Here is a 19,929-nt window from a genome sequence, read left to right as displayed (position 1 = left end):
GTAACTAAAATAACAGGAGAGCTATGAGTACCCCACGCATTGTATTTATCGGAGCAGGCCATATGGCCAGTAGTTTGATCGGCGGAATGGTCAAACAAGGTATGGATGCACAGTTTATTGGAGCCTGTGATCATAATCCCCCCAAGCTTCAAGCATTGCATGAGCAATACCAAATTCATACTTATCTAGATAGTCTCACAGCTCTTGCCAATGCCGACGTGGTCGTTCTGGCAGTTAAACCTCAAGTAATGCAAACCTTATGTGAACAGCTAAAAGAAGAAGGCGATATTCAAGATAAATTGTTTATCTCGCTAGCAGCTGGTATTACCTGTGCGCATCTAAAAAAATGGTTGGGTGATGTTGCAGTGATTCGGGCAATGCCAAATCTTCCAGCTAAAGTTGGTCTGGGTTTAACCGCATTATTTGCCAATCCACAAGCAAATGACGAGCATAAACAAATCGCGACTCAAACACTGCAATCAGTTGGCGAAGTGATCTGGGTTGAAAATGAACAAGGCATTAACCATATTATTGCAGCAGCAGGCAGTGCACCGGCTTATTTCTTCTTGTTCATGGATGCCATGAGCCAATATGCACAGCAGCTCGGTTTTAGCGCTGAACAGGCTCGAGCCATTGTCACTCAAACAGCCTTGGGAAGCGCCACCTTAGCAGCTCAAGAGATGGATACGTCGCTCGGACAGATGTGTGCCAATGTTGCAGTCAAAGGCGGTACCACAGCTGAAGCTGTCAATGTTTTTGAAAATGCGGGTCTGCGTGATACAGTCAAGCAAGCTATGCAGGCCGCAATAGACAGAAGCAAACAACTCGAAGATCAACTGTAACGAGAACAGATAACTTTATGATGGCTTTAACCTACTTAATCAAAACTGTATTTGACCTGTATCTGATGGTCGTGATTTTAAGAGTCTGGTTGCAACTTGCCCGAGCTGATTTTTACAACCCATTCAGCCAATTTGTAGTCAGAATCACTAATCCATTTTTGAGGCCTCTAAGAAGAATGCTTCCTGGTTATGCAGGAGTAGACTGGGCAGGAATTGTCTTTGCATTCATTGTCAGTGCAATAAAAATATCTTTGATATTATATATCCAAACGGGAACAATGTATTTACATTGGATTCCTTGGTTTACTCTGTTAACAGTAATAAAAAAATTTGGACTTCTACTATTCTGGATCTTATTGATTAGGGCTATTTTAAGTTGGGTAAGTCAAGGACGCAGCCCTGTTGAATATGTGATGCTGCAGTTAACAGAACCATTGCTTGCCCCTATTCGCCGAATTATTCCAGTGATGGGCGGTTTAGATTTATCGGTTTTAGTGGTGTTTATTTTACTTAATTTCATTAATATTCTCTTTGCCACACACATTCCTTATTGGAACCTTGTCTAAGAGCTCGGGGCGCTATCTAGCGCCCTTTATTTTATCCAGACCTTCATTTGAGATTTAACTTCTAGCTCATTTTTGGCTAAACAAACCACTGCCATCTATACTCATCTTAATTTAAAGCAATCACTTACTTATGCGCTCATCTAGCAGGTTTAACCCCCAATCCAAGCGCATTTGATTATAAAAACAGTGAATAAAGGCAAAAAAGCATCCGTTAGTGTTGTCCTTGGGTCTTACTCATGCTTGTACCTGTCTTTGACTTAAGCCAAAGGAGTGCAGATTGACGAATCAACAAAGCCCTGAATATGTCGTTGGAATTGGCGCGTCAGCAGGTGGTTTAGCAGCGCTTCGGGAACTTATTTGTGAACTTGCAGCTGACCTTGATGCTGCAATTATTGTCGCCCAACACTTATCTCCCACCTATAAAAGCTTACTGGCTGAGTTATTACAAAAAGAGACTTCGTTAGTGGTTAGCGAAGTAGAAATGCCACAATCTATTGAAAATGGTCATATCTATATCTGCCCTCCTGATTACGATATTGAGCTCAAGCAAGGACAATTAGAGCTTATTAAAACAACTCGCAAAACCTCTCCGAAACCATCGATTAATCTTCTCTTTGAGAGTATTGCCAGAGAATATCCAGACCACTGCATTGGAATTATTTTATCGGGAACAGGCACTGATGGCGCTAAAGGCATTGTGAGTATTCAAAATGCTGGAGGCCTCGCCATCTGCCAAGATCCTAAAACAGCAGAATATGATTCTATGCCAGATGCTGCCATTACCAGGGGAAATATTGAGCAAGTTCTACCAGCTGCTCAAATTGGGCGAAAATTAAAAGAGTTAATTCATGCTGATTGGACCCAAGTCTCAGCCCCAGAACCACCAGCAGAAGGCCAACCGGAACAATTGTTAGAGCAACTCTTACAAGGAATTTGGCGCCACTGCCAAATCGATTTTTCGGGTTATAAAACGGCGACGCTTATCCGCCAAAGTGAACGTCGCATGACGCTATTACAACTCAATGACCTACAGGACTATCTACACTATGTTCGTCAGCATGATAACGAATATGAAAATCTCGCTCGGGCTTTTCTGATTTGTGTCACTGAATTTTTCCGTGATAAAGATGCTTTTAAAACCATGGAAAAATGCCTTAAAAATATCAAAGCACAAAAAAAGCTCGGCGAAAAAACACGTATTTGGGTTCCAGGTTGTGCCACCGGAGAAGAAGCATACAGCATTGCCATGCTGTGGGATCAAATCAACGATGGGAATACCCAAGAATATCCCATTCAGATTTTTGCCTCCGATTTGGATGAACAATCCGTTAATTTTGCTCGAAAAGGCATATACAGCCCGCAGACCACAGACAAATTACCTACGCAGCTCGTTGAACATTATTTTGACAACAGCGATCCAGAAAAAATGGTTATCGACAGAAAATTACAAGAAATGACCATCTTTTCTAAGCACGACCTCATCAAAGATCCCCCCTTCTTAAAACTGGATCTGATCTCCTGTCGCAATGTCATGATTTATTTTAAAAGCAAGCTTCAGAGGGATATTTTTAATAATTTTCACTATGCTCTCAATGAACATGGTGTGTTAATTCTCGGTTCTGCAGAAACTTACTCGGGAAATGGCGACTATTTCACTCAAGCTAAAAATGAGCGTTTTTTTATCCGTAATGACTTTGCAAAGTCCCGCATCAGCCGTGTCGCCCATTATCAACTCCAAACCATGCCAAACATTGTCAAAAAGAAAAAAGAGGTCATCTCGGCATTACAAAAACATCTACTTGAGAAATATGCCCCGCCCAGCGTCTTAGTTTCAACAAATAACCAAGTGATTGAAACATATGGAGAGCTCAATTCGCATCTGAGTTTCCCCTCAGGCAAAATTGATTTTGATATATTTAATTTATTACCCCAAGAAAATCGTGCTGAGCTCAGAGCATTACTTTTCAAACTCAATAAGCATAACGGCGAAGTTTTAAGCCCCGTTTATCACCATAACAGAAAGCACCATCAACTCAGAGCCAATCGCCTAGATCCAAAAGATCCCGAATCACCAATTAGTATCTCATTTGAACCCCCAAAAGAGCCGGAATTTATTCCAGCCAACGAATCTGAGTTAATCGATGACTACAGCGAACAACAGATAGCCATTTTGCAAGAGGAGCTCTCGAATACTCGAGAGCATCTACAAAATGTGGTAGAGCAGTTAGAAAGTTCAAATGAAGAGCTCCAATCGCTCAATGAAGAGTTGCAATCATCAAGCGAGGAGCTTCAGGCATCAAATGAAGAGCTAGCGACCTCCAATGAGGAGCTGCAAGCCACCAATGAAGAACTATCCAGTGTAAATGACGAACTGGGGCTTAAAAGTCACAGTTTATCTGATGCGCTGGACGATCTAATCAATATTCAAAATGCCGCATCAGTGGCCATTGTCGTAGTGGATTTAGAGTTTCGGATTAAACGGGTGAATGCCGTTGCAGGGCGAACTATCGGCATATTAGAGACAGATATTAATCGAGATTTTTCGACCTTATCGCTACGTTTACCACTTGAGTCAATCACCAAAAATATCGCGCGAGTGATTTCAGCTAAACGCGTTCCAAATATGGAGATAGACAATGGGCATTCTCAATTACAAGTTTGTATTCAGCCCTATCGCAGCCAGAATGGAGATATTTTAGGCGCAGTATTAACTTTTAGTGATATCAGCAACTTAAAAGCTCACGAAGCGGCACTAAAAGAAATTAACCAACTGTTTGAAGATTTTACCCAAAGTTCTGCTCAAATTTTATGGATCCAAGAACCGAGCTTTGGCCGAATGCGCTATGTTAGCCCGGCCTGTTACCAAGTCTTAGGGCTCGATCCGGTCATGTTGATTCGCGATAGCGAATATATCTTTAAAATCATGACCAGCAAAGATGCTCGCCACTACCGCCAAGAACATATGCGTAGTTACAAAACCCCGTGGTCATTTCGTTTTCAGATTATTCATCCGTTGGATGGTGCTAAACATTGGCTGGAGTCTCGGATCTTCCCGGTAGCCAATAAAGATGGCGAGGTCATGTATCTATCTGGCATCACCTATGACATCACCCAAGAGATTGAGCAAAAAGTACCAGATATTGGCCTAGACAGTTTATTTGATATTTTAGTTGATCAAAGTAGCGACCTGATTTTAGGGATTGATCAAGACCTCACTATTCAAATGATCTCACACAGTGATCAAGAGCTTAGTCAATACCAAGGTGAAAGTCCGGAAAGCTTTTTAACCAAAGCGCAGTGGCTCTACCTGAAACATCAACTGCGTGATAACAAAAGTAGCCGAAAAAAATTTATTTACCACAATCGACAACGCAAACCATCAGCGACGGTCCAATTTGAAGAGGTGATCATCACCACCGAACCCCTACAGACCAATAGCAAATATGCTGCATTAATTGTATTAAAAAATAAAAAAACCAGCCTGCCTGTTTCGAAAAAGAATCAGTTGGTATCGGAGGTCTTCAACAGTACTCGTGATGGGATGTTAATCCTTGATGATGAAGGATTGGTTTTAACCGCCAACCCTTCGGCATTAAAAATACTCAATATGAGCGAGGAAAACTTAGTTGGGCGCAAACCCAATTTATTTCCAAATGTGAACAGCACAGAAGTATTCAGCGATGAAATTATACAAGCGCTTGAAAGCGATCATCATTGGTTTGGCGAACTGCATGTCAAAACGACACACAATGATTTTGTCACCTTAGAGGTTGAGCTTACCGAGCTTAATAAAACCCACGCGGATGATGAAGGCCGCTATACCGTCGTATTTACCGATATCACTGAGCGGCGCTCTTTTGAAGAAACCATCTACCGCCAAGCAAATTTTGACACACTAACGGGGCTGCCTAATCGGGCTTTGCTCATTGACAGACTCAATACCGAGTTAAAACACGCTGAAAGAGAACAAACTAGCCTAACATTGATGTTCATCGATTTAGATAGATTTAAAGAGGTAAACGATTCATTAGGCCATGAAGCAGGTGATGAACTTTTGGTTTTAGTCACTCAGCGGATTTCTCAGCTCATTCGCAAATCAGACACCTTAAGCCGATTTGGCGGCGATGAGTTTATTTTATTGATGCCCAAATACCACCGAGACCAAGCCCCAGAAATCATTGCTCAATCCATTTTACGAGAACTCGACCATGCCTTTACCATCAAAGGCAAAACCATATTTATCTCAGCATCTATTGGTATTTCAGTGTATCCGCAAGATGGTTTAGCAGCATCGGAACTGCTCAGTAATGCAGATGCCGCCATGTATCAGGCCAAATCATCAGGGCGGCACAGCTTTGCTTATTTCCAACCACAGATGAACCAAGATGCAGCACTTCGTGTCAGCTTGGAAGCAGAGCTTAGACAAGCGATTAAAGACACCGATTTAATTGTTTACTATCAACCGATTCTAGCGTCGAAAACACGCCAAATGGTGGGGATGGAAGCGTTAGTACGCTGGCAACATCCTAAATTGGGCATTTTGCCGCCGAATGAATTTATACCTTATGCCGAAGAAATTGGCTTAATTCTACCAATTACCCGGTTGGTACTAGAAGATGTCGTCGCACAGCTACACTTTTTAAAACAACATGCCCAGTATGAAATTCCAATCTCTGTCAATTTCAGCGCCAAACTACTGCGCGATATTGATATTGAAGATCTCTTTAATAACATCGAAGTTGACCTTTCGCTGTTAACCGTAGAAGTCACCGAATCGGTATTTATCGGCAATACAGTTCTGGTTCTGAAAAACATTAACTGGCTGAAAAGTAAAGGAGCGCTCATTGCCTTAGATGATTTTGGCACTGGGTATTCATCGCTCTCATACATTCGCAAGTTTCCAGTGGACATCATTAAAATTGACCGGGAATTTGTCAGCGAAGCTCACGCTAAAAAACGTGATGAAGCCTTGGTTGAAGGAACGGTAAAAATGGCTCATGGCATTGGCTCTATTGTCGTGGCAGAAGGCGTTGAAAAAGAAGAACAAGCCATATTAATGGAGCATCTTGGCGTTGATCGCATGCAAGGTTATCTGTTTTCAAAACCAGTCACGATGCAAGAAATAGATAGCAAATTTCTGCACTAATTGAGACAAGTATGGACGCTAAACAGTCTTTATTTAACTACAAATTATGGTTTTTAAAAATTATTGCTATTTGGCTAATTTTATTAGCATTTGTCGGCACCGTTGAATATTTGCTTTATAGCTCAGAGGTTAAAACATTTCGCATTAAAACGATTGGAGAACAACACCAAGCGGTTAAATCAGGCCGAGATATTCTGGTTGGCCATTTTTCATCCTCATTAGATGATGTGCGTTATTTGGCGAAATTATCCAGTATTAAAGATTTTTTAGCCAATCCAGAACAACGCGAGACCAAAGCACAAGTAACATCCGATCTATATCAGTTTATCGCCACCAAATATCGCATCTACATGCAGGCCCGAATTTTAAATGAAAATGGGCAAGAGTTGATTCGAATCGATAAAAGTGACGATAACGAGCACGCCAGCATCATCAGTGCCGACCAACTGCAAAACAAAGCCCACCGCGACTACTTCGTGGACTCAGCATCACTGGTTCCCGGTGAGATTTATATATCTCGGTTTGATTTAAACATTGAACATCACAAAATTGTGCGTCCGTTTCAGCCGACTTATCGGTTTGTTATCAACTTAGGCCTTGATGTTCATGGTCATAAAGTATTCTTAATTCTTAACTGTGATGGCTCAAATATTCTGACCCAATTAAGAAAGCTAAGTGCCAGCACAGATGTTCCCCTGTGGGTTGCTAACTCAGCAGGTTATTTTATCAAAGGCCCGAGAGAGGAAGATGAATGGGGCTGGCAGATAGCCGAAAGGGCTAAACAAAACCTAGCCACTCTATATCCTTCGTTATGGGAGCAGCTATGTGATGCCAATACTCGTAATGCTCAACCGTTAGAGATGCTGACCTTTGAAGAAGTGAATATCAAAAAGCGTCTCATTGAGCTTTGTACTCGCCACTTAAAATCCGATTTTAACCGCTTTTATGTCATCTCTTATCTGTCCGCTCAACAGGTTCAAGCCAACAACCAGCAGATATTTAACCATCTGTTTTACCAGTGGTTACTTGGCGGAGCATTTATCACTGTGGTGATGGTTGGTTTTGCGTGGCTTGACTACAAACGCTGCAAAAAAATCGACCAGCAATACTTTGCAATTGTTCATTTACAGCAAAAACAACAAAGCACGATGGTGGCACTTGAGAAATCCAATCGATCTCTTGAGCAATTTGCCTATATAGCCTCGCACGATTTGCAAGAGCCACTGCGCGTAATAGCCAGTTATGTGGACTTATTTACCAAACGTTATCAAGAACAGCTCGATGACAAAGCACAACAATATCTGTTTTACATCAGTGACGCGACAGCTCGAATGCGAAATCTAATTTTTGACCTTCTGCACTATTCGCGCGCTCAAGCCAAACCTCGTGAATTTCATGAGGTGGCACTAAAACAAGTCTTTGAGAAGATAAGTGCCGATCTTAGTGAGCGGATAGCAGAAAAGAATGCGCAAATTGATTACGCCTCACCATTACCAACCGTTTTAGGTGATCAACGACAGCTTTATCAGCTTTTTTTGAATCTACTAACCAATGCGCTTAAATTTACTCAACCCGAGCAAACAGCAACAATCACCATTAGCGCCGCCGAACAAGAACAAAATTGGCAAATTCAAGTCAAAGATAATGGCATTGGCATTGCCAAAGAACATCAACAAGAAATTTTCGATATTTTCCGTAAACTCAATCAAAGCGATCAATATCCAGGAACTGGCATAGGGCTGGCCATTTGCAAAACTATCGTAGAAAACCATCATGGGAAAATCGAACTAGACTCTGAGCCAGACAAAGGAACGACGTTTATAATTACCTTACCCAAACATCAAATTTCAGATGATACCGATGATGGGTTTAACTCATAAAATAGTGAGGCAACAATGAACGATAACGCATCTAACTGTGATGACTGGTTTGAACATTCAACCCATCGTTATCAATTGCTTCATATAGAAGACAGTATGGCCGATCAGATGTTGGTACGAGAAGTTCTTGAACAGGCAAATGAAACATACTATCACCTGACTCAGGTCCCCAGCATGGCAAAAGCTGAGCAATTAGCAAAAGAGCCATCGCATCCGCACTTTGATATCGTGTTACTGGATCTAAACTTACCTGATTCGCAGGGGCTTGACTCGCTGCAACAGACCTTAAAATTATACCCAAGTACACCCATTATTGTTTTAACTGGGTTTGAACGAGATACCCTCGGGCTACAAGCCATATCTATGGGCGCAGAGGATTATATCAGCAAAAGCCAAGTTACCAACGCCGACTTATTAATCAAAACAATTCAATATGCCATTGCCCGAGCCAATCGCCCTGTCGTAAGCGGCCAAGAAACAGAGCAACAAACTGAATCACATAACAATTATTATTTAAGTGATGATTCTGAAGATGACAGGCCACTTCGAAATACCGATCCAGATCTCTTTATGAGCCTTTGTAAGAACCAACAAGAGCTCATCACCGTCTATACTGACTCAACAAATAGCAGTGATAAACGTAAGCAAATAGAACAGCTTATTAAAACAATTATTCATAAGTTAGGTGATGCCAAGGCAGAACCATCAGATCTCATTGATGTAAATAAAACAGCTCTGGGCAACCGTTGTCGGGATGAGTCCCCTACTCGCGCAGCCCAGCTTAAAGAAAATAATCGGGAGCTATTGCTGAACATGCTCACGCAGTTATCCCTTTGGTATAGCCAAGAAACATAACTTATTTTGGGAAGTAAATTGCTATGCAAAATAATAAACGTCCGTTATATATCCCTTATGCAGGCCCCGCGTTACTTGAAACGCCACTTTTAAATAAAGGTAACGCGTTTACACAACAAGAACGCAGTGATTTTAACCTCACCGGGCTAATTCCACAGGCAATTGAAACCATTGAAGAACAAACCCAGCGAGCGTTAGAGCAGTATCGCAGTTTTCGTAGCGATATGAATAAACACATTTTTCTGCGCAATATTCAAGACACCAACGAGACGCTCTTCTATCGATTAGTCACAGAGAATATCGTTGAAATGATGCCAATCATCTACACACCAACGGTAGGACTAGCATGCGAGCAATTTTCAAATATTTATCGTCGCTCCCGCGGACTATTCATCACCTATCCAGATAAAGATAATATTGAGCAGGTTTTAAATAACGCCACTCGCCACAACGTCAAAGTGATTGTGGTCACCGATGGCGAGCGCATTTTAGGTTTGGGTGACCAAGGAATTGGCGGCATGGGCATTCCGATTGGCAAGTTATCTCTCTATACTGCCTGCGGCGGCATTAGCCCAGCATATACTTTGCCAGTGGTGTTGGATGTCGGTACCAATAACCAACAATTGCTTGATGACCCGATGTATATGGGCTGGCGCCACGAGAGAATTACCGGCAATGAGTATGATGAATTTGTCGAACAATTCATGCAAGCAATCCACGTCCGCTGGCCTGAAGCGCTCATTCAATTTGAAGATTTTGCCCAAACTAATGCCAACCCATTGTTAAAACGCTATCGCAATCGCTATTGCTGTTTTAATGACGATATTCAAGGAACTGCATCGGTCACTGTTGGTTCGTTAATGGCCGCTTGCCGAGCCAATAATCAGAGTTTAAGCGAGCAGCGAGTCTGCTTTGTGGGAGCAGGTTCAGCTGGTTGTGGTATTGCAGAGGCGATTATTAACGCCATGTGTAAAGAAGGCCTAGATGAGCCAAGTGCCCGTAAAAATATCTTTATGGTCGATAGGCCAGGACTACTACTTGATAACAGTGATGATTTAAAAGCCTTTCAAAAACCACTTTGTCAAAGCTCAGCACTGAAAAAACAGTGGTCAGTAGCCGACATGCAGATAAGTCTGCATGATGTGATTGAACACGCAAAACCGACCGTTTTAATTGGTGTGTCAGGGGCCGCGGGAATGTTCAGTGAAGAGCTTATTCGTAAAATCTGTAGTTACTGTGAATACCCTATTATTTTCCCACTTTCAAACCCCACCAGCCGCGTTGAAGCCACACCAGAGGATCTCATTCATTGGAGCAATGGCAACGCTTTGATTGCCACCGGCAGCCCATTTTCACCAGTTGAATTTGAGGGAAAAACTTATCCCATTGCCCAATGTAACAATAGCTATATTTTTCCTGGCGTAGGACTTGCTGTCATTGCTGCCAAAATTACCCAGATTAGCGATGAAATGCTCATGCGAGCCAGCCTAACTCTTGCCAAGCATTCCCCGCTAGCCCGTTATGGAAAAGGGTTATTACTACCGCCATTGGATGCAATTCAACCTCTTAGCAAAGCCATTGCCTTTGAAGTTGCCAAACAAGCCATAGAGGAGGGATTTGCCCCGCAGGTGAGTGATGAATATTTAGAACAATCCATTCAGGATAATTTTTGGCAAGCACAATATCGAAGCTATAAACGCACCTCATTTTAGTGCGCTTTTATTTCTCGGGGGCTGATGCTGATAAGGTTGCATCTGCCCCATATCTGGTTATGATCGCCTCACATTTAGATTTCAGGATAATGTCATGACTCAGGTTGTATTAGCCAGTTCCAATCAAGGCAAGGTCAATGAACTGCAAGAATTACTCAAGCCTTATTCACTCAACATTGTGCCCCAATCAGCATTTAACATTCAAAGTGCTGAAGAAACAGGAACTACATTTGTCGAAAATGCCATTATCAAAGCGCGTCATGCAGCCAAACAAACAGGTCTGAGCGCAATTGCCGATGATTCAGGCTTAAGCGTTCAAGCCTTAGCTGGTGCGCCGGGTGTCTACTCAGCCCGTTATAGCGCAATTAACGCAACCGACGATGAGAATAATCAAAAGCTTTTAGCTGCACTAAAAGATGTCCCGGCAAGCCAGCGCCAAGCCTGTTTTCACTGCGTATTAGTTTATATGCGCCATAGCGATGACCCAACGCCAATTATCTGTCATGGCCAATGGAACGGCGTGATTAGCACTGAACTTCATGGTGAGAATGGCTTTGGTTACGATCCGTTATTTATTCCTGATGGCTACCAACAAAGTTCAGCAGAGCTCAGCCCTTGGCAAAAAAATACTATTAGCCATCGCGCCATTGCCCTGAAATTGTTGGTTCAACAGTTAGGAAATCTATGCTAGCGCTGCCCAATCTTTCGCTATACATCCATATTCCTTGGTGCGTACAAAAATGCCCATATTGCGACTTTAACTCGCATGGGCAAAAAGGCCCGCTGCCCGAAAAAGAGTATATTGCCGCGCTTATCAATGATTTGGACCAAGAGTTAGCTTGGGTTCAAGGGCGCTCGCTGCACAGTATCTTCATCGGCGGCGGCACGCCGAGCCTGTTATCTGAAGCAGCCATTGCCAGCTTACTGGATGCCATTGCCCAGCGTATTACGTTTGAAGATGATATTGAAATTACCATGGAAGCCAACCCTGGGACTGCTGAGGCAAAACGCTTTGCTGGCTATCGCCAAGCTGGAGTGAACCGTCTGTCACTCGGTATTCAAAGTTTTGAGAATGAAAAACTAAAACGCTTAGGAAGAATTCATGACAGTGCCCAAGCCATCAAAGCTGTCGAAATGGCGCAGCAAAGTGGATTTGAACGCATTAATTTAGACTTGATGCATGGGCTGCCCAACCAAGATGCTCAAGGCGCTTTAGGCGATCTAAAACAGGCTATCGCACTTGGACCAACGCATATTAGCTGGTACCAGTTAACGATTGAACCAAATACGGCATTTGCCAGCCATCCACCTAAACTGCCCGATGATGAACGACTTTGGGATATTGAAACTGCCGGCAAAGCGCTGCTCAAAGAAAATAATTTTAACCAGTATGAGATATCTGCTTATGGTTTAGCGAATGACCGAGCGCGACACAATCTTAATTATTGGCGCTTTGGGGATTACCTAGGAATTGGCTGTGGCGCGCATGGCAAATTAACCCAGTTAAGCGACAATAGCATTGTCCGCCATGTAAAAGTTCGCCACCCGAAAGGCTATTTAGAAAAAAATCGTCCAGCACTCGATCAAAGCTGGCAGGTGGATATAAAAGATCGTCCTTTTGAGTATTTTTTAAATCGGCTACGTCTTTTTGAAGAAATTCCCAAAGCAGAATACCAATCCTTAACCGATTTAGACCCAACTGGCATTAACGAACCCATACAGCAGGCAATCGAGCTAGGTTTGATGAGCGACAACCGTGATTGTTGGCAAGTGACCAGCAGAGGCCATCTATTTTTAAATGATCTGTTAGATCTTTTTTTAGTCGAATAGAGCTCAATAAAAAACAGCGGCAATAGCCGCTGCAGATATTTATTCTATACGCTCAAACATTAAATCCCACACGCCGTGACCAAGCTTTTGACCACGATTTTCAAACTTAGTCAAAGGCCGAGAATCTGGCCGCGGCACATAATCGCCACTTAAAGATAAGTTTTTATATCCAGGCGCCTGAGTCATCACCTCTAGCATATGCTCAGCATAGTTTTCCCAGTCTGTCGCCATATGGAAAACACCGCCAATCGCTAATTTTTGGCGAACCAAATCAGCAAATTCAGGCTGTACAATTCGGCGTTTATGGTGACGTTTTTTATGCCATGGGTCAGGGAAAAACAGTTGCAGCTTGCTCAGTGAAGCATCGGCAATATTATCTTTGAGAATTTCAACAGCATCGTGATCAATCACTCGAATGTTACTTAAGTTCATATCTTGCATATCAGCAAGACACGCACCGACACCAGGGCGATGAACTTCAATACCAATATAATCGATCTCCGGATGCTCTTTGGCCATCTGCACAAGGGATTTGCCCATACCGAAGCCAATTTCTAGGATTCGCGGCGCTTGGCGATTAAAAATAGCATCTAAATCAAATAGTTCACTCTGATGGGCCAAACCATACACAGGCAAGAATTCTTCTAACGCCCGCGCCTGACGATGGCTTAAACGCCCTTCTCGCTTCACAAAGCTTCTGATCTGACGTCTAGGTTTGGCTGCGTCAAATTCCGCCTGTTCATGCGCTTCACTCATTCAGCTTTCTCTTTTTGATAACTATAATTGGCTGCATTATCCAAAAAGCAGCCCTAAGCGCAAGTCAAAAAAGCAGCACTTCTTGCTTATTTTATATCGCTTTAGTTCTGGCGCGCGGCAATCCAACCAATAATAGCTTGATCCGTTGGAATAAGCGCACTGAGAGTCAGCTCACCTAGGTGTTTTAGTGATTCATCAACCGAGCGTTCTAAAACACCGTCACTTAAAGGCGCTCGGCCACCAAGAGCCAATAGCGCCGCTTTAACTGCCGCCTGTGCACCTGTTGATACTTTTAAGGCACACCCAGGTTTTGCACCGTCACAATAGATACCACTGATATCCCCAATCATGTAACGGATAGTCTGCTCGACCTGTTGAATATCACCGCCTAACAGCCAATTTATCGCCGCTCCTGCGCCCATCGCCGCAGTTGTAGCAGCGCACAACGCCGATAACGGGGATTGCAACTTCTTAATATAGATAGCCAATAAATGACTCATAGCCAGCGCCCGCAAACGTTGCTCTTTGCTACTTTGCAAACGTTTTGCCACCGCAACGACTGGTAAAGTGGCGGCAATTCCTTGATTACCACTACCTGAATTACTCATCGCAGCGAGCGGCGCACCGGCCATGCGAGCATCACTGGCACTGGCAGATAAAATCATCGCCTCTGTGGATAAATCATCGCTGATATAACCGCGGCGCTGCTGCTGGCGCAATTGTGCGCCAATCGCAAGCCCCATTGAGTCACGCTCACCTAACTCACTTAGCGCAACATTCAACGTTGCGCTTTGCTCGATAAAAGCCAATTTTTTTAAATCGACCTGCTCAATAAAGCGCACAATTTCAGCAACGGACCATTTTTTATCAAGCTGTTCTGATGATGATGCAAAAGGCTTCTCGGTACTTTGCTCGTAACACACATCTCCATTGACTTGTACTTGCATTAAACCGTCATGACAATGCCCCATCAGCACGCAAATGCTTTCACTATCGGTTTGAGCGCTAATATGGGTATAAAATACATCCGGATGATCGCAGTAACTCACCTTAAGGGTCTGGCTCGATAAGCTCTGCTTTGCTGCGACTAAAGCTTTTTCATCAAGCGTACTTAGGACCTGCAAACCTTGCCTAGGGTCGCCGCCCCACCAGCCAGCTGCAGCAGCTATTCCAAGCCCAGTCATCCCAGTACCGGGGACAAATACCCCAGCGGCATTTTTATATAAATTAGCACTAACCTTAACGTCCATGCTTTTTAACTCGCCACAGCTATAGTAACGCGCCCAAGCGCTGGCCAGAGCAACAGTTAATGGCTCTGTACACCCTAGCGCAGGTTTTAACGATTTTTGCAGGGCATCAAGAAACAACGACTCTAACGACATCTTCCACTCCATGATCAACGGCTACTGGCTAGCTTATCGCAGTGCATCAAGAAAGAGTTTGCAAAGTAGACTCATTATCTATTTAAATTTAGAAAATTTTTCCTTTTTAAGTTAAATTTAAAGAATATATTTTCTATATTATTGATTTTTTAAAATGGAACTGGATAGCAAAGATCGTTTAATTTTAAGTTTGCTGCAACGTGATGTCACACTTGGCCTACAAACCATCGCATCACGAGTTGGCTTATCGCCCACCCCATGCTGGCGGCGAATCCAAAAATTGGAACAAAATGGTGTGATTCGCGCCAAAGTGGCCCTGCTAGATAAAGCACAACTCAATTTAGGCGTTACGGTGTTTGTCTCCATAAAAACGTCTTCGCACTCGCAAGCTTGGTTAGAGCGATTTAAACAACTAGTTAGCGATATTCCAGAGATTATTGAAGCGCACCGCTTAAGTGGTGATGTGGACTATCTGTTACAAATCGTCGTACCTGATATTGACCGCTATGATGTCATCTATAAAAAGCTGATTGAACATCTCGATTTTGCGGACATCAGTTCTGCCTTTGCGATGGAGACATTTAAAAAGACCACTGAGCTGCCAACCGATTATCGCCCTAAAGATAACCGCTAATTTTATGCGGTTTTTGTCAGTATAGGGGGCGTGCTATAGTGCCAGAGATTTTTGCTATCGAGTCAGTTATGAAAGCCGTTTTATCTCCCGAGCATTTCAATTCAACCTTAGTCAACTGGGCATCTACTCATGGCCGTCATGATCTGCCATGGCAACAAAACCCAACCCCTTATTCGGTGCATGTATCAGAGATCATGCTCCAGCAAACCCAGGTAACAACGGTGATTGGCTATTTTCAACGTTGGATGAGTGCATTTTCTAATCTTCTAGCTCTGGCGCAAGCAGATGAAGATGAGGTCATGAGCCATTGGCAGGGACTGGGTTATTACTCACGGGCGAGAAATCTACAAAAAGCGGCGCGTTATCTGGTTGATGAGTTCTCTGGGCATTATCCACGCACGCTCAAACAGATTGAACAAATTCCCGGTGTAGGTCGTTATACCGCAGGTGCAATTGTCTCATTTGCTTATGATGAACGCGGCCCGATTGTTGACGGGAACGTTAGACGGCTGTTTTGTCGCTATTTTGCCATCGAAGGGGTTCCTTCAACCACGGCTGTGAATAAAAAGTTGTGGGAATATGCCGAGCGTTACACCTTAAAGAAAGATTGCCGTGCTTATGCCCAGTCATTGCTGGATATGGGCGCAACGGTCTGCACACCGAAAAATCCCGATTGTCCCAATTGCCCACTGATGGATAGCTGTCAGGCCTATCAAAGTGACAAAGTTGCTCAGTTACCAACGCCTAAACCGAAAAAGAGTACACCAACCAAAATCGGCCAATTTTTATGGATTGAACAAAACCACCAGCTTTATTTACAAAAGCGCCCAGCACCTGGGATATGGGCGGGATTGTGGTGCTTACCGCAATTAGCGGCTGAGCAAGTTTGCGAAATATCCCCCAGCCAGCGAAAAGGAACCTTTAAACACGTTTTTAGCCACTATAAACTTGACGCTGAAGTACTCAATTGCAAACAAACCAATGGATTGAGCGGACAATTTTTTTCGATTGAGCAAATTAAGACACTGGGATTACCGACGCCAATTCGTAAATTTATAAGCAAGCATTTAAGCTTAGCAAAATGATGTAAAATCAACGGAAACTGGCGGATTTTTACCAGGTTTGATATAACTCGTCCATAATAAAGTGGACCACAAAAGACAAAGAGGATGATATGACGCGGACGGTTTTTTGTCAGCGCTTACAAAAAGAAGCTGAAGGAATGGATTATCAAGTCATTCCCGGTGAACTAGGTAAGCGAATTTATGATCATATCAGCAAAGAAGCATGGAGCCTTTGGCAACACAAACAAACCATGCTAATCAATGAAAAAAAATTGAATTTGATGAATGCTGATGACCGAAAAGTACTCGAAGAGGCGATGGTCAATTTTTTATTTAATCAGGAAGATGTCTCAATTGATGGGTATACGCCTCCCTCAGAGTAACCAATGAACGGCTTATGATAAAAAGATGGACCCGATGTTTGTTAGCACTGGTTTTAATGGTGCTAACCGGATGTAGCAATGGAATTGGCCCCGATCGAATTGTGCGGATCCTTATCTCGCATGACCCCAAAACAGCAGCCGTTGAGCTTGCCAAAGATCAAGGCCAATATTACGCAACGCATCCTCGGGCCATCAAAAAAGATGTTGCAGGGTTCAATCGTCTCATAGCCAAACTGACTGATAACGTTCATGAGGTTTGGGGGAAAAATGACGACCTTGTTGCCAGTCGTAAAACCTACGTAAAATACACCAATAATTATCGCACGCGTGCAGCGATTGATTTTCAAAAGGGCTATGTTCAGGTTGAAACGGTTGCCACCGTTAAACCCAAACAAGAACTTCAACAAGCCATCGTTGCAACACTACTCACCCCTGACGATCCGACCAAAGTGGATCTTTTTTCTGATAAAGCGTTTATTCTGGGTAAAGGCAAACCGTTTTTATACAAACAGGTTTTGGACCAAGACAATCAACCGATTGAGTGGAGCTGGCGAGCCAATCGCTATGCGGATTATCTGATTAAACATCATCTACAAACCCGCCATATCGGCTATAAAAAAATCTGGTATGTCGACTTTCCGATGAGCCAAGACAGCTTAAAAATTCGTGAATACCGCTACAGCGATCTGATTCGTCGCTACGCGAAACGCTACTCGATTAATGAAGGGCTCATCTACGCGATTGTCAAAACAGAAAGTAGCTTCAACCCATATGCAGTCAGCCATGCCAACGCCTATGGGCTTATGCAGGTGGTTCCAACAACAGCTGGCGCTGATGTTTATCGGCGCATTAAAAAGCGCTCTGGTCAACCCAGCGGCCGAGCTTTGCTAAGTCCAAGTTTTAACATTGATATCGGCACCGCTTATTTGCATATCCTTAAAACCGTTTATCTTAAAGAGATTCGCAATCCTCTATCAAGACGCTATAGCATTATTTCGGCATACAACGGTGGTGCTGGAAATGTTTTTAAAACCTTTAGCTCGCGCCAATCTTGGGCAATTAGCCGTATCAATAGCTTAAGCTCTTCACAGGTTTACCGTTACCTAACCAAAGATCACCCAAGTTCAGAATCACGGCGTTACCTGTATAAAGTCAACAAAGCAGAGCAGCAGTTTAAAACCTTAGATACCGCAGGGTAGCTACCCAACGGTCAGTTCAACATGCGTGCAACCTTTATCGCATTGAACAATAAGAAGTTCACCATTGCGCTCAGTTTTAAGCGGTTGATGGCAAACTTCACATTGCAGCGTCTGGCCTGACAATACTTTTTTTAGCCAGCGCTGCTGCTGTGCAAAAGACTGCTTATGGCGGCGGTTAAACTCGTTAAAATCACTCATGATTGCTTAACCTGAACTCGGCGAATTAAATCATAATCGCCCCAAATAGGCTGATTATTCAAATAACGGCGCAACATATCGAGCGCGGTTGCCGCTGCAGTTTCACGAATCGCTTGGCGAGTTCGCCCAGTCATTAATAAGCGCTGCGTAAAACAGCTTTGCGCTGTTGCTAGAGCAAAACAGACAGTGCCAACTGGTTTTTCATCGCTCCCACCATCTGGGCCTGCAATGCCAGTAATACTTAAAGCAATATCAGCTTCGCTATGTTTAAGCGCACCTTTAGCCATTGCCTCGGCTACTTCGATAGAAACAGCACCAAAATTATCTAATAACTGACTTTGCACCCCAAGCATCTGTTGCTTAGCTTGATTGGTATAGGTTACAAAACCACGCTCAAAATAGGCTGAACTTCCAGGGACACTGACTAACTGACTGGCTAACATGCCACCGGTGCACGATTCGGCGCAGGTTAACTTGAGATTCTTATCAATCATCTGCTTTTGCACTAAAGCAGCCCAGTTGCTCTCATCTTCACTAAATAGCTGCTCTTTTAATTTGCCACGGATCTGCTCATAAAGATGCTCAACATGCGGCGCTGCTGATTTTTCAGAAAAGACTTTAACCTCAATACTAGGTCGTTCAGCGCGAAAGCCTAAGCGCACGCCTTTTGGCAGTTCTAGCTCATCTAACTGCTGCGCAATTCCTGATTCCGACAAACCAAAGGCAAAGAAACGTTTCACATTGGCACTTTGACCATCACTTAAACGGGGCAACCAGCTGTGTGTGAGCATATGCTTAAATTCACTCGGAACGCCGGGCGTAAATAAGACCTGACACTGGTGATGAGTGATGATAAAACCGCAAGCGGTCCCAACCGGATTATCAATCAGCTCCGCTCCTTGTGGGAGCATTGCTTGTTTGAGGTTACTTTGTGGCATCTCGCGCTGTTTTTGCTCATACCACCTTTGCATGTTTTCAACCCACGACTGATTAAGCTCAAGCTCTACCCCTAACAACATTGCAGCGGCTTGTGCGCTTAAATCATCACTCGTCGGGCCAAGGCCACCATTCACAAGCAGCCAGTCGGCGCGCTGGCAACATTCATCGAGAACTGAGACCAATGTCGGAAGATCATCTGCCACCGTCTGACGGCGAGAAAATTTTAAACCGCGCTCAGCTAATTGCTGACCAGCCCAAGCGGCATTGGTATCGACAATATCACCCTGAAGCACTTCATCACCCGTGCTAAGCATTTCAATAATCACGACTACTCCTTGATAAAAACGACCATCAGCAAGAATACTGCACGGCTATGACAATGTGCTAGGGGCTGTTGACCTTTTGTAATTAGTTTTGCAGCCATCTGAGAGGAATTTAGGCAGATAAACGTTGTGGCCGTGTAGTTCTGCACAAAAAACGTTTAACGCTGGATAAATTCCTCTCAGATACTGCCCTTCGGGTTCATTTAAACGCATCCTGAAC

Annotated in this window: 16 protein-coding genes; 12 read left to right on the top strand and 4 right to left on the bottom strand. The window is 43.5% G+C overall.

Annotated elements, in window-relative coordinates:
* Nucleotides 1-23 precede the first annotated feature (23 nt).
* From proC to hemW, 8 genes are all read left to right on the top strand, one after another.
* Nucleotides 24-842 (top strand): pyrroline-5-carboxylate reductase, encoded by an 819-nt coding sequence (gene proC / locus ABTQ23_RS17195; RefSeq protein WP_408616987.1) that lies wholly within the window; start codon nucleotides 24-26, stop codon nucleotides 840-842.
* 17 nt (nucleotides 843-859) lie between these two features.
* Nucleotides 860-1,408, top strand: a complete 549-nt coding sequence (locus ABTQ23_RS17190; protein WP_408616986.1) for a YggT family protein — start codon at nucleotides 860-862, stop codon at nucleotides 1,406-1,408.
* Between the two features lie 277 nt (nucleotides 1,409-1,685).
* Nucleotides 1,686-6,554 (top strand): EAL domain-containing protein, encoded by a 4,869-nt coding sequence (locus tag ABTQ23_RS17185; RefSeq protein WP_408616985.1) that lies wholly within the window; start codon nucleotides 1,686-1,688, stop codon nucleotides 6,552-6,554.
* Between the two features lie 11 nt (nucleotides 6,555-6,565).
* Complete coding sequence (locus ABTQ23_RS17180; protein ID WP_408616984.1) at nucleotides 6,566-8,434, top strand: sensor histidine kinase; 1,869 nt, start codon at nucleotides 6,566-6,568, stop codon at nucleotides 8,432-8,434.
* Nucleotides 8,435-8,449: 15 nt separating this feature from the next.
* Nucleotides 8,450-9,289, top strand: coding sequence for a response regulator (locus ABTQ23_RS17175; protein ID WP_408616983.1), 840 nt, complete (start codon nucleotides 8,450-8,452; stop codon nucleotides 9,287-9,289).
* A gap of 23 nt (nucleotides 9,290-9,312) precedes the next feature.
* Nucleotides 9,313-11,001 (top strand): NAD-dependent malic enzyme, encoded by a 1,689-nt coding sequence (locus ABTQ23_RS17170; protein WP_408616982.1) that lies wholly within the window; start codon nucleotides 9,313-9,315, stop codon nucleotides 10,999-11,001.
* A 94-nt stretch (nucleotides 11,002-11,095) separates the two neighbouring features.
* Complete coding sequence (rdgB, locus tag ABTQ23_RS17165) at nucleotides 11,096-11,692, top strand: RdgB/HAM1 family non-canonical purine NTP pyrophosphatase (protein WP_408616981.1); 597 nt, start codon at nucleotides 11,096-11,098, stop codon at nucleotides 11,690-11,692.
* On the top strand, nucleotides 11,686-12,831 hold the full coding sequence (gene hemW / locus ABTQ23_RS17160) for a radical SAM family heme chaperone HemW (protein ID WP_408616980.1): 1,146 nt from the start codon (nucleotides 11,686-11,688) through the stop codon (nucleotides 12,829-12,831). The genes rdgB and hemW overlap by 7 nt, the downstream gene beginning before the upstream one ends.
* A gap of 39 nt (nucleotides 12,832-12,870) precedes the next feature.
* On the opposite strand, the gene trmB is transcribed toward hemW, so the two are convergent.
* Both trmB and ABTQ23_RS17150 read right to left on the bottom strand, forming a co-directional pair.
* A complete protein-coding gene (gene trmB, locus ABTQ23_RS17155; protein ID WP_408616979.1) occupies nucleotides 12,871-13,587 on the bottom strand; it encodes a tRNA (guanosine(46)-N7)-methyltransferase TrmB in 717 nt (238 codons plus the stop codon).
* A gap of 101 nt (nucleotides 13,588-13,688) precedes the next feature.
* Nucleotides 13,689-14,969 carry an L-cysteine desulfidase family protein gene (locus tag ABTQ23_RS17150; protein ID WP_408616978.1) on the bottom strand — a complete coding sequence of 427 codons (1,281 nt, stop codon included), beginning with the start codon at nucleotides 14,967-14,969 and terminating at the stop codon, nucleotides 13,689-13,691.
* Nucleotides 14,970-15,129: 160 nt separating this feature from the next.
* Here ABTQ23_RS17150 and ABTQ23_RS17145 point away from each other — a divergent pair, with 160 nt between their 5' ends.
* From ABTQ23_RS17145 to mltC, 4 genes are all read left to right on the top strand, one after another.
* The gene (locus ABTQ23_RS17145) at nucleotides 15,130-15,603 is read left to right on the top strand and encodes an Lrp/AsnC family transcriptional regulator (protein WP_408617038.1); all 474 of its coding nucleotides are present in this window, start codon (nucleotides 15,130-15,132) and stop codon (nucleotides 15,601-15,603) included.
* A gap of 68 nt (nucleotides 15,604-15,671) precedes the next feature.
* A complete protein-coding gene (gene mutY, locus ABTQ23_RS17140) occupies nucleotides 15,672-16,688 on the top strand; it encodes an A/G-specific adenine glycosylase (protein WP_408616977.1) in 1,017 nt (338 codons plus the stop codon).
* A gap of 89 nt (nucleotides 16,689-16,777) precedes the next feature.
* A complete protein-coding gene (locus ABTQ23_RS17135; RefSeq protein ID WP_131913697.1) occupies nucleotides 16,778-17,050 on the top strand; it encodes an oxidative damage protection protein in 273 nt (90 codons plus the stop codon).
* Between the two features lie 14 nt (nucleotides 17,051-17,064).
* Nucleotides 17,065-18,249: a membrane-bound lytic murein transglycosylase MltC gene (mltC, locus tag ABTQ23_RS17130; RefSeq protein WP_408616976.1), complete on the top strand. Its 1,185-nt coding sequence runs from the start codon at nucleotides 17,065-17,067 to the stop codon at nucleotides 18,247-18,249.
* Here the strand turns inward: mltC and ABTQ23_RS17125 are convergent, their stop codons facing one another.
* Together ABTQ23_RS17125 and ABTQ23_RS17120 are read right to left on the bottom strand one after the other, a co-directional pair.
* On the bottom strand, nucleotides 18,250-18,447 hold the full coding sequence (locus tag ABTQ23_RS17125; RefSeq protein ID WP_408616975.1) for a hypothetical protein: 198 nt from the start codon (nucleotides 18,445-18,447) through the stop codon (nucleotides 18,250-18,252).
* A complete protein-coding gene (locus tag ABTQ23_RS17120) occupies nucleotides 18,444-19,712 on the bottom strand; it encodes a competence/damage-inducible protein A (RefSeq protein WP_408616974.1) in 1,269 nt (422 codons plus the stop codon). The genes ABTQ23_RS17125 and ABTQ23_RS17120 overlap by 4 nt, the downstream gene beginning before the upstream one ends.
* Nucleotides 19,713-19,929 lie beyond the last annotated feature (217 nt).

It is taken from the genome of Celerinatantimonas sediminis (assembly GCF_046054195.1).
Lineage (GTDB): Bacteria > Pseudomonadota > Gammaproteobacteria > Enterobacterales > Celerinatantimonadaceae > Celerinatantimonas.
This window is presented reverse-complemented; position numbering and strand designations above follow the sequence as displayed.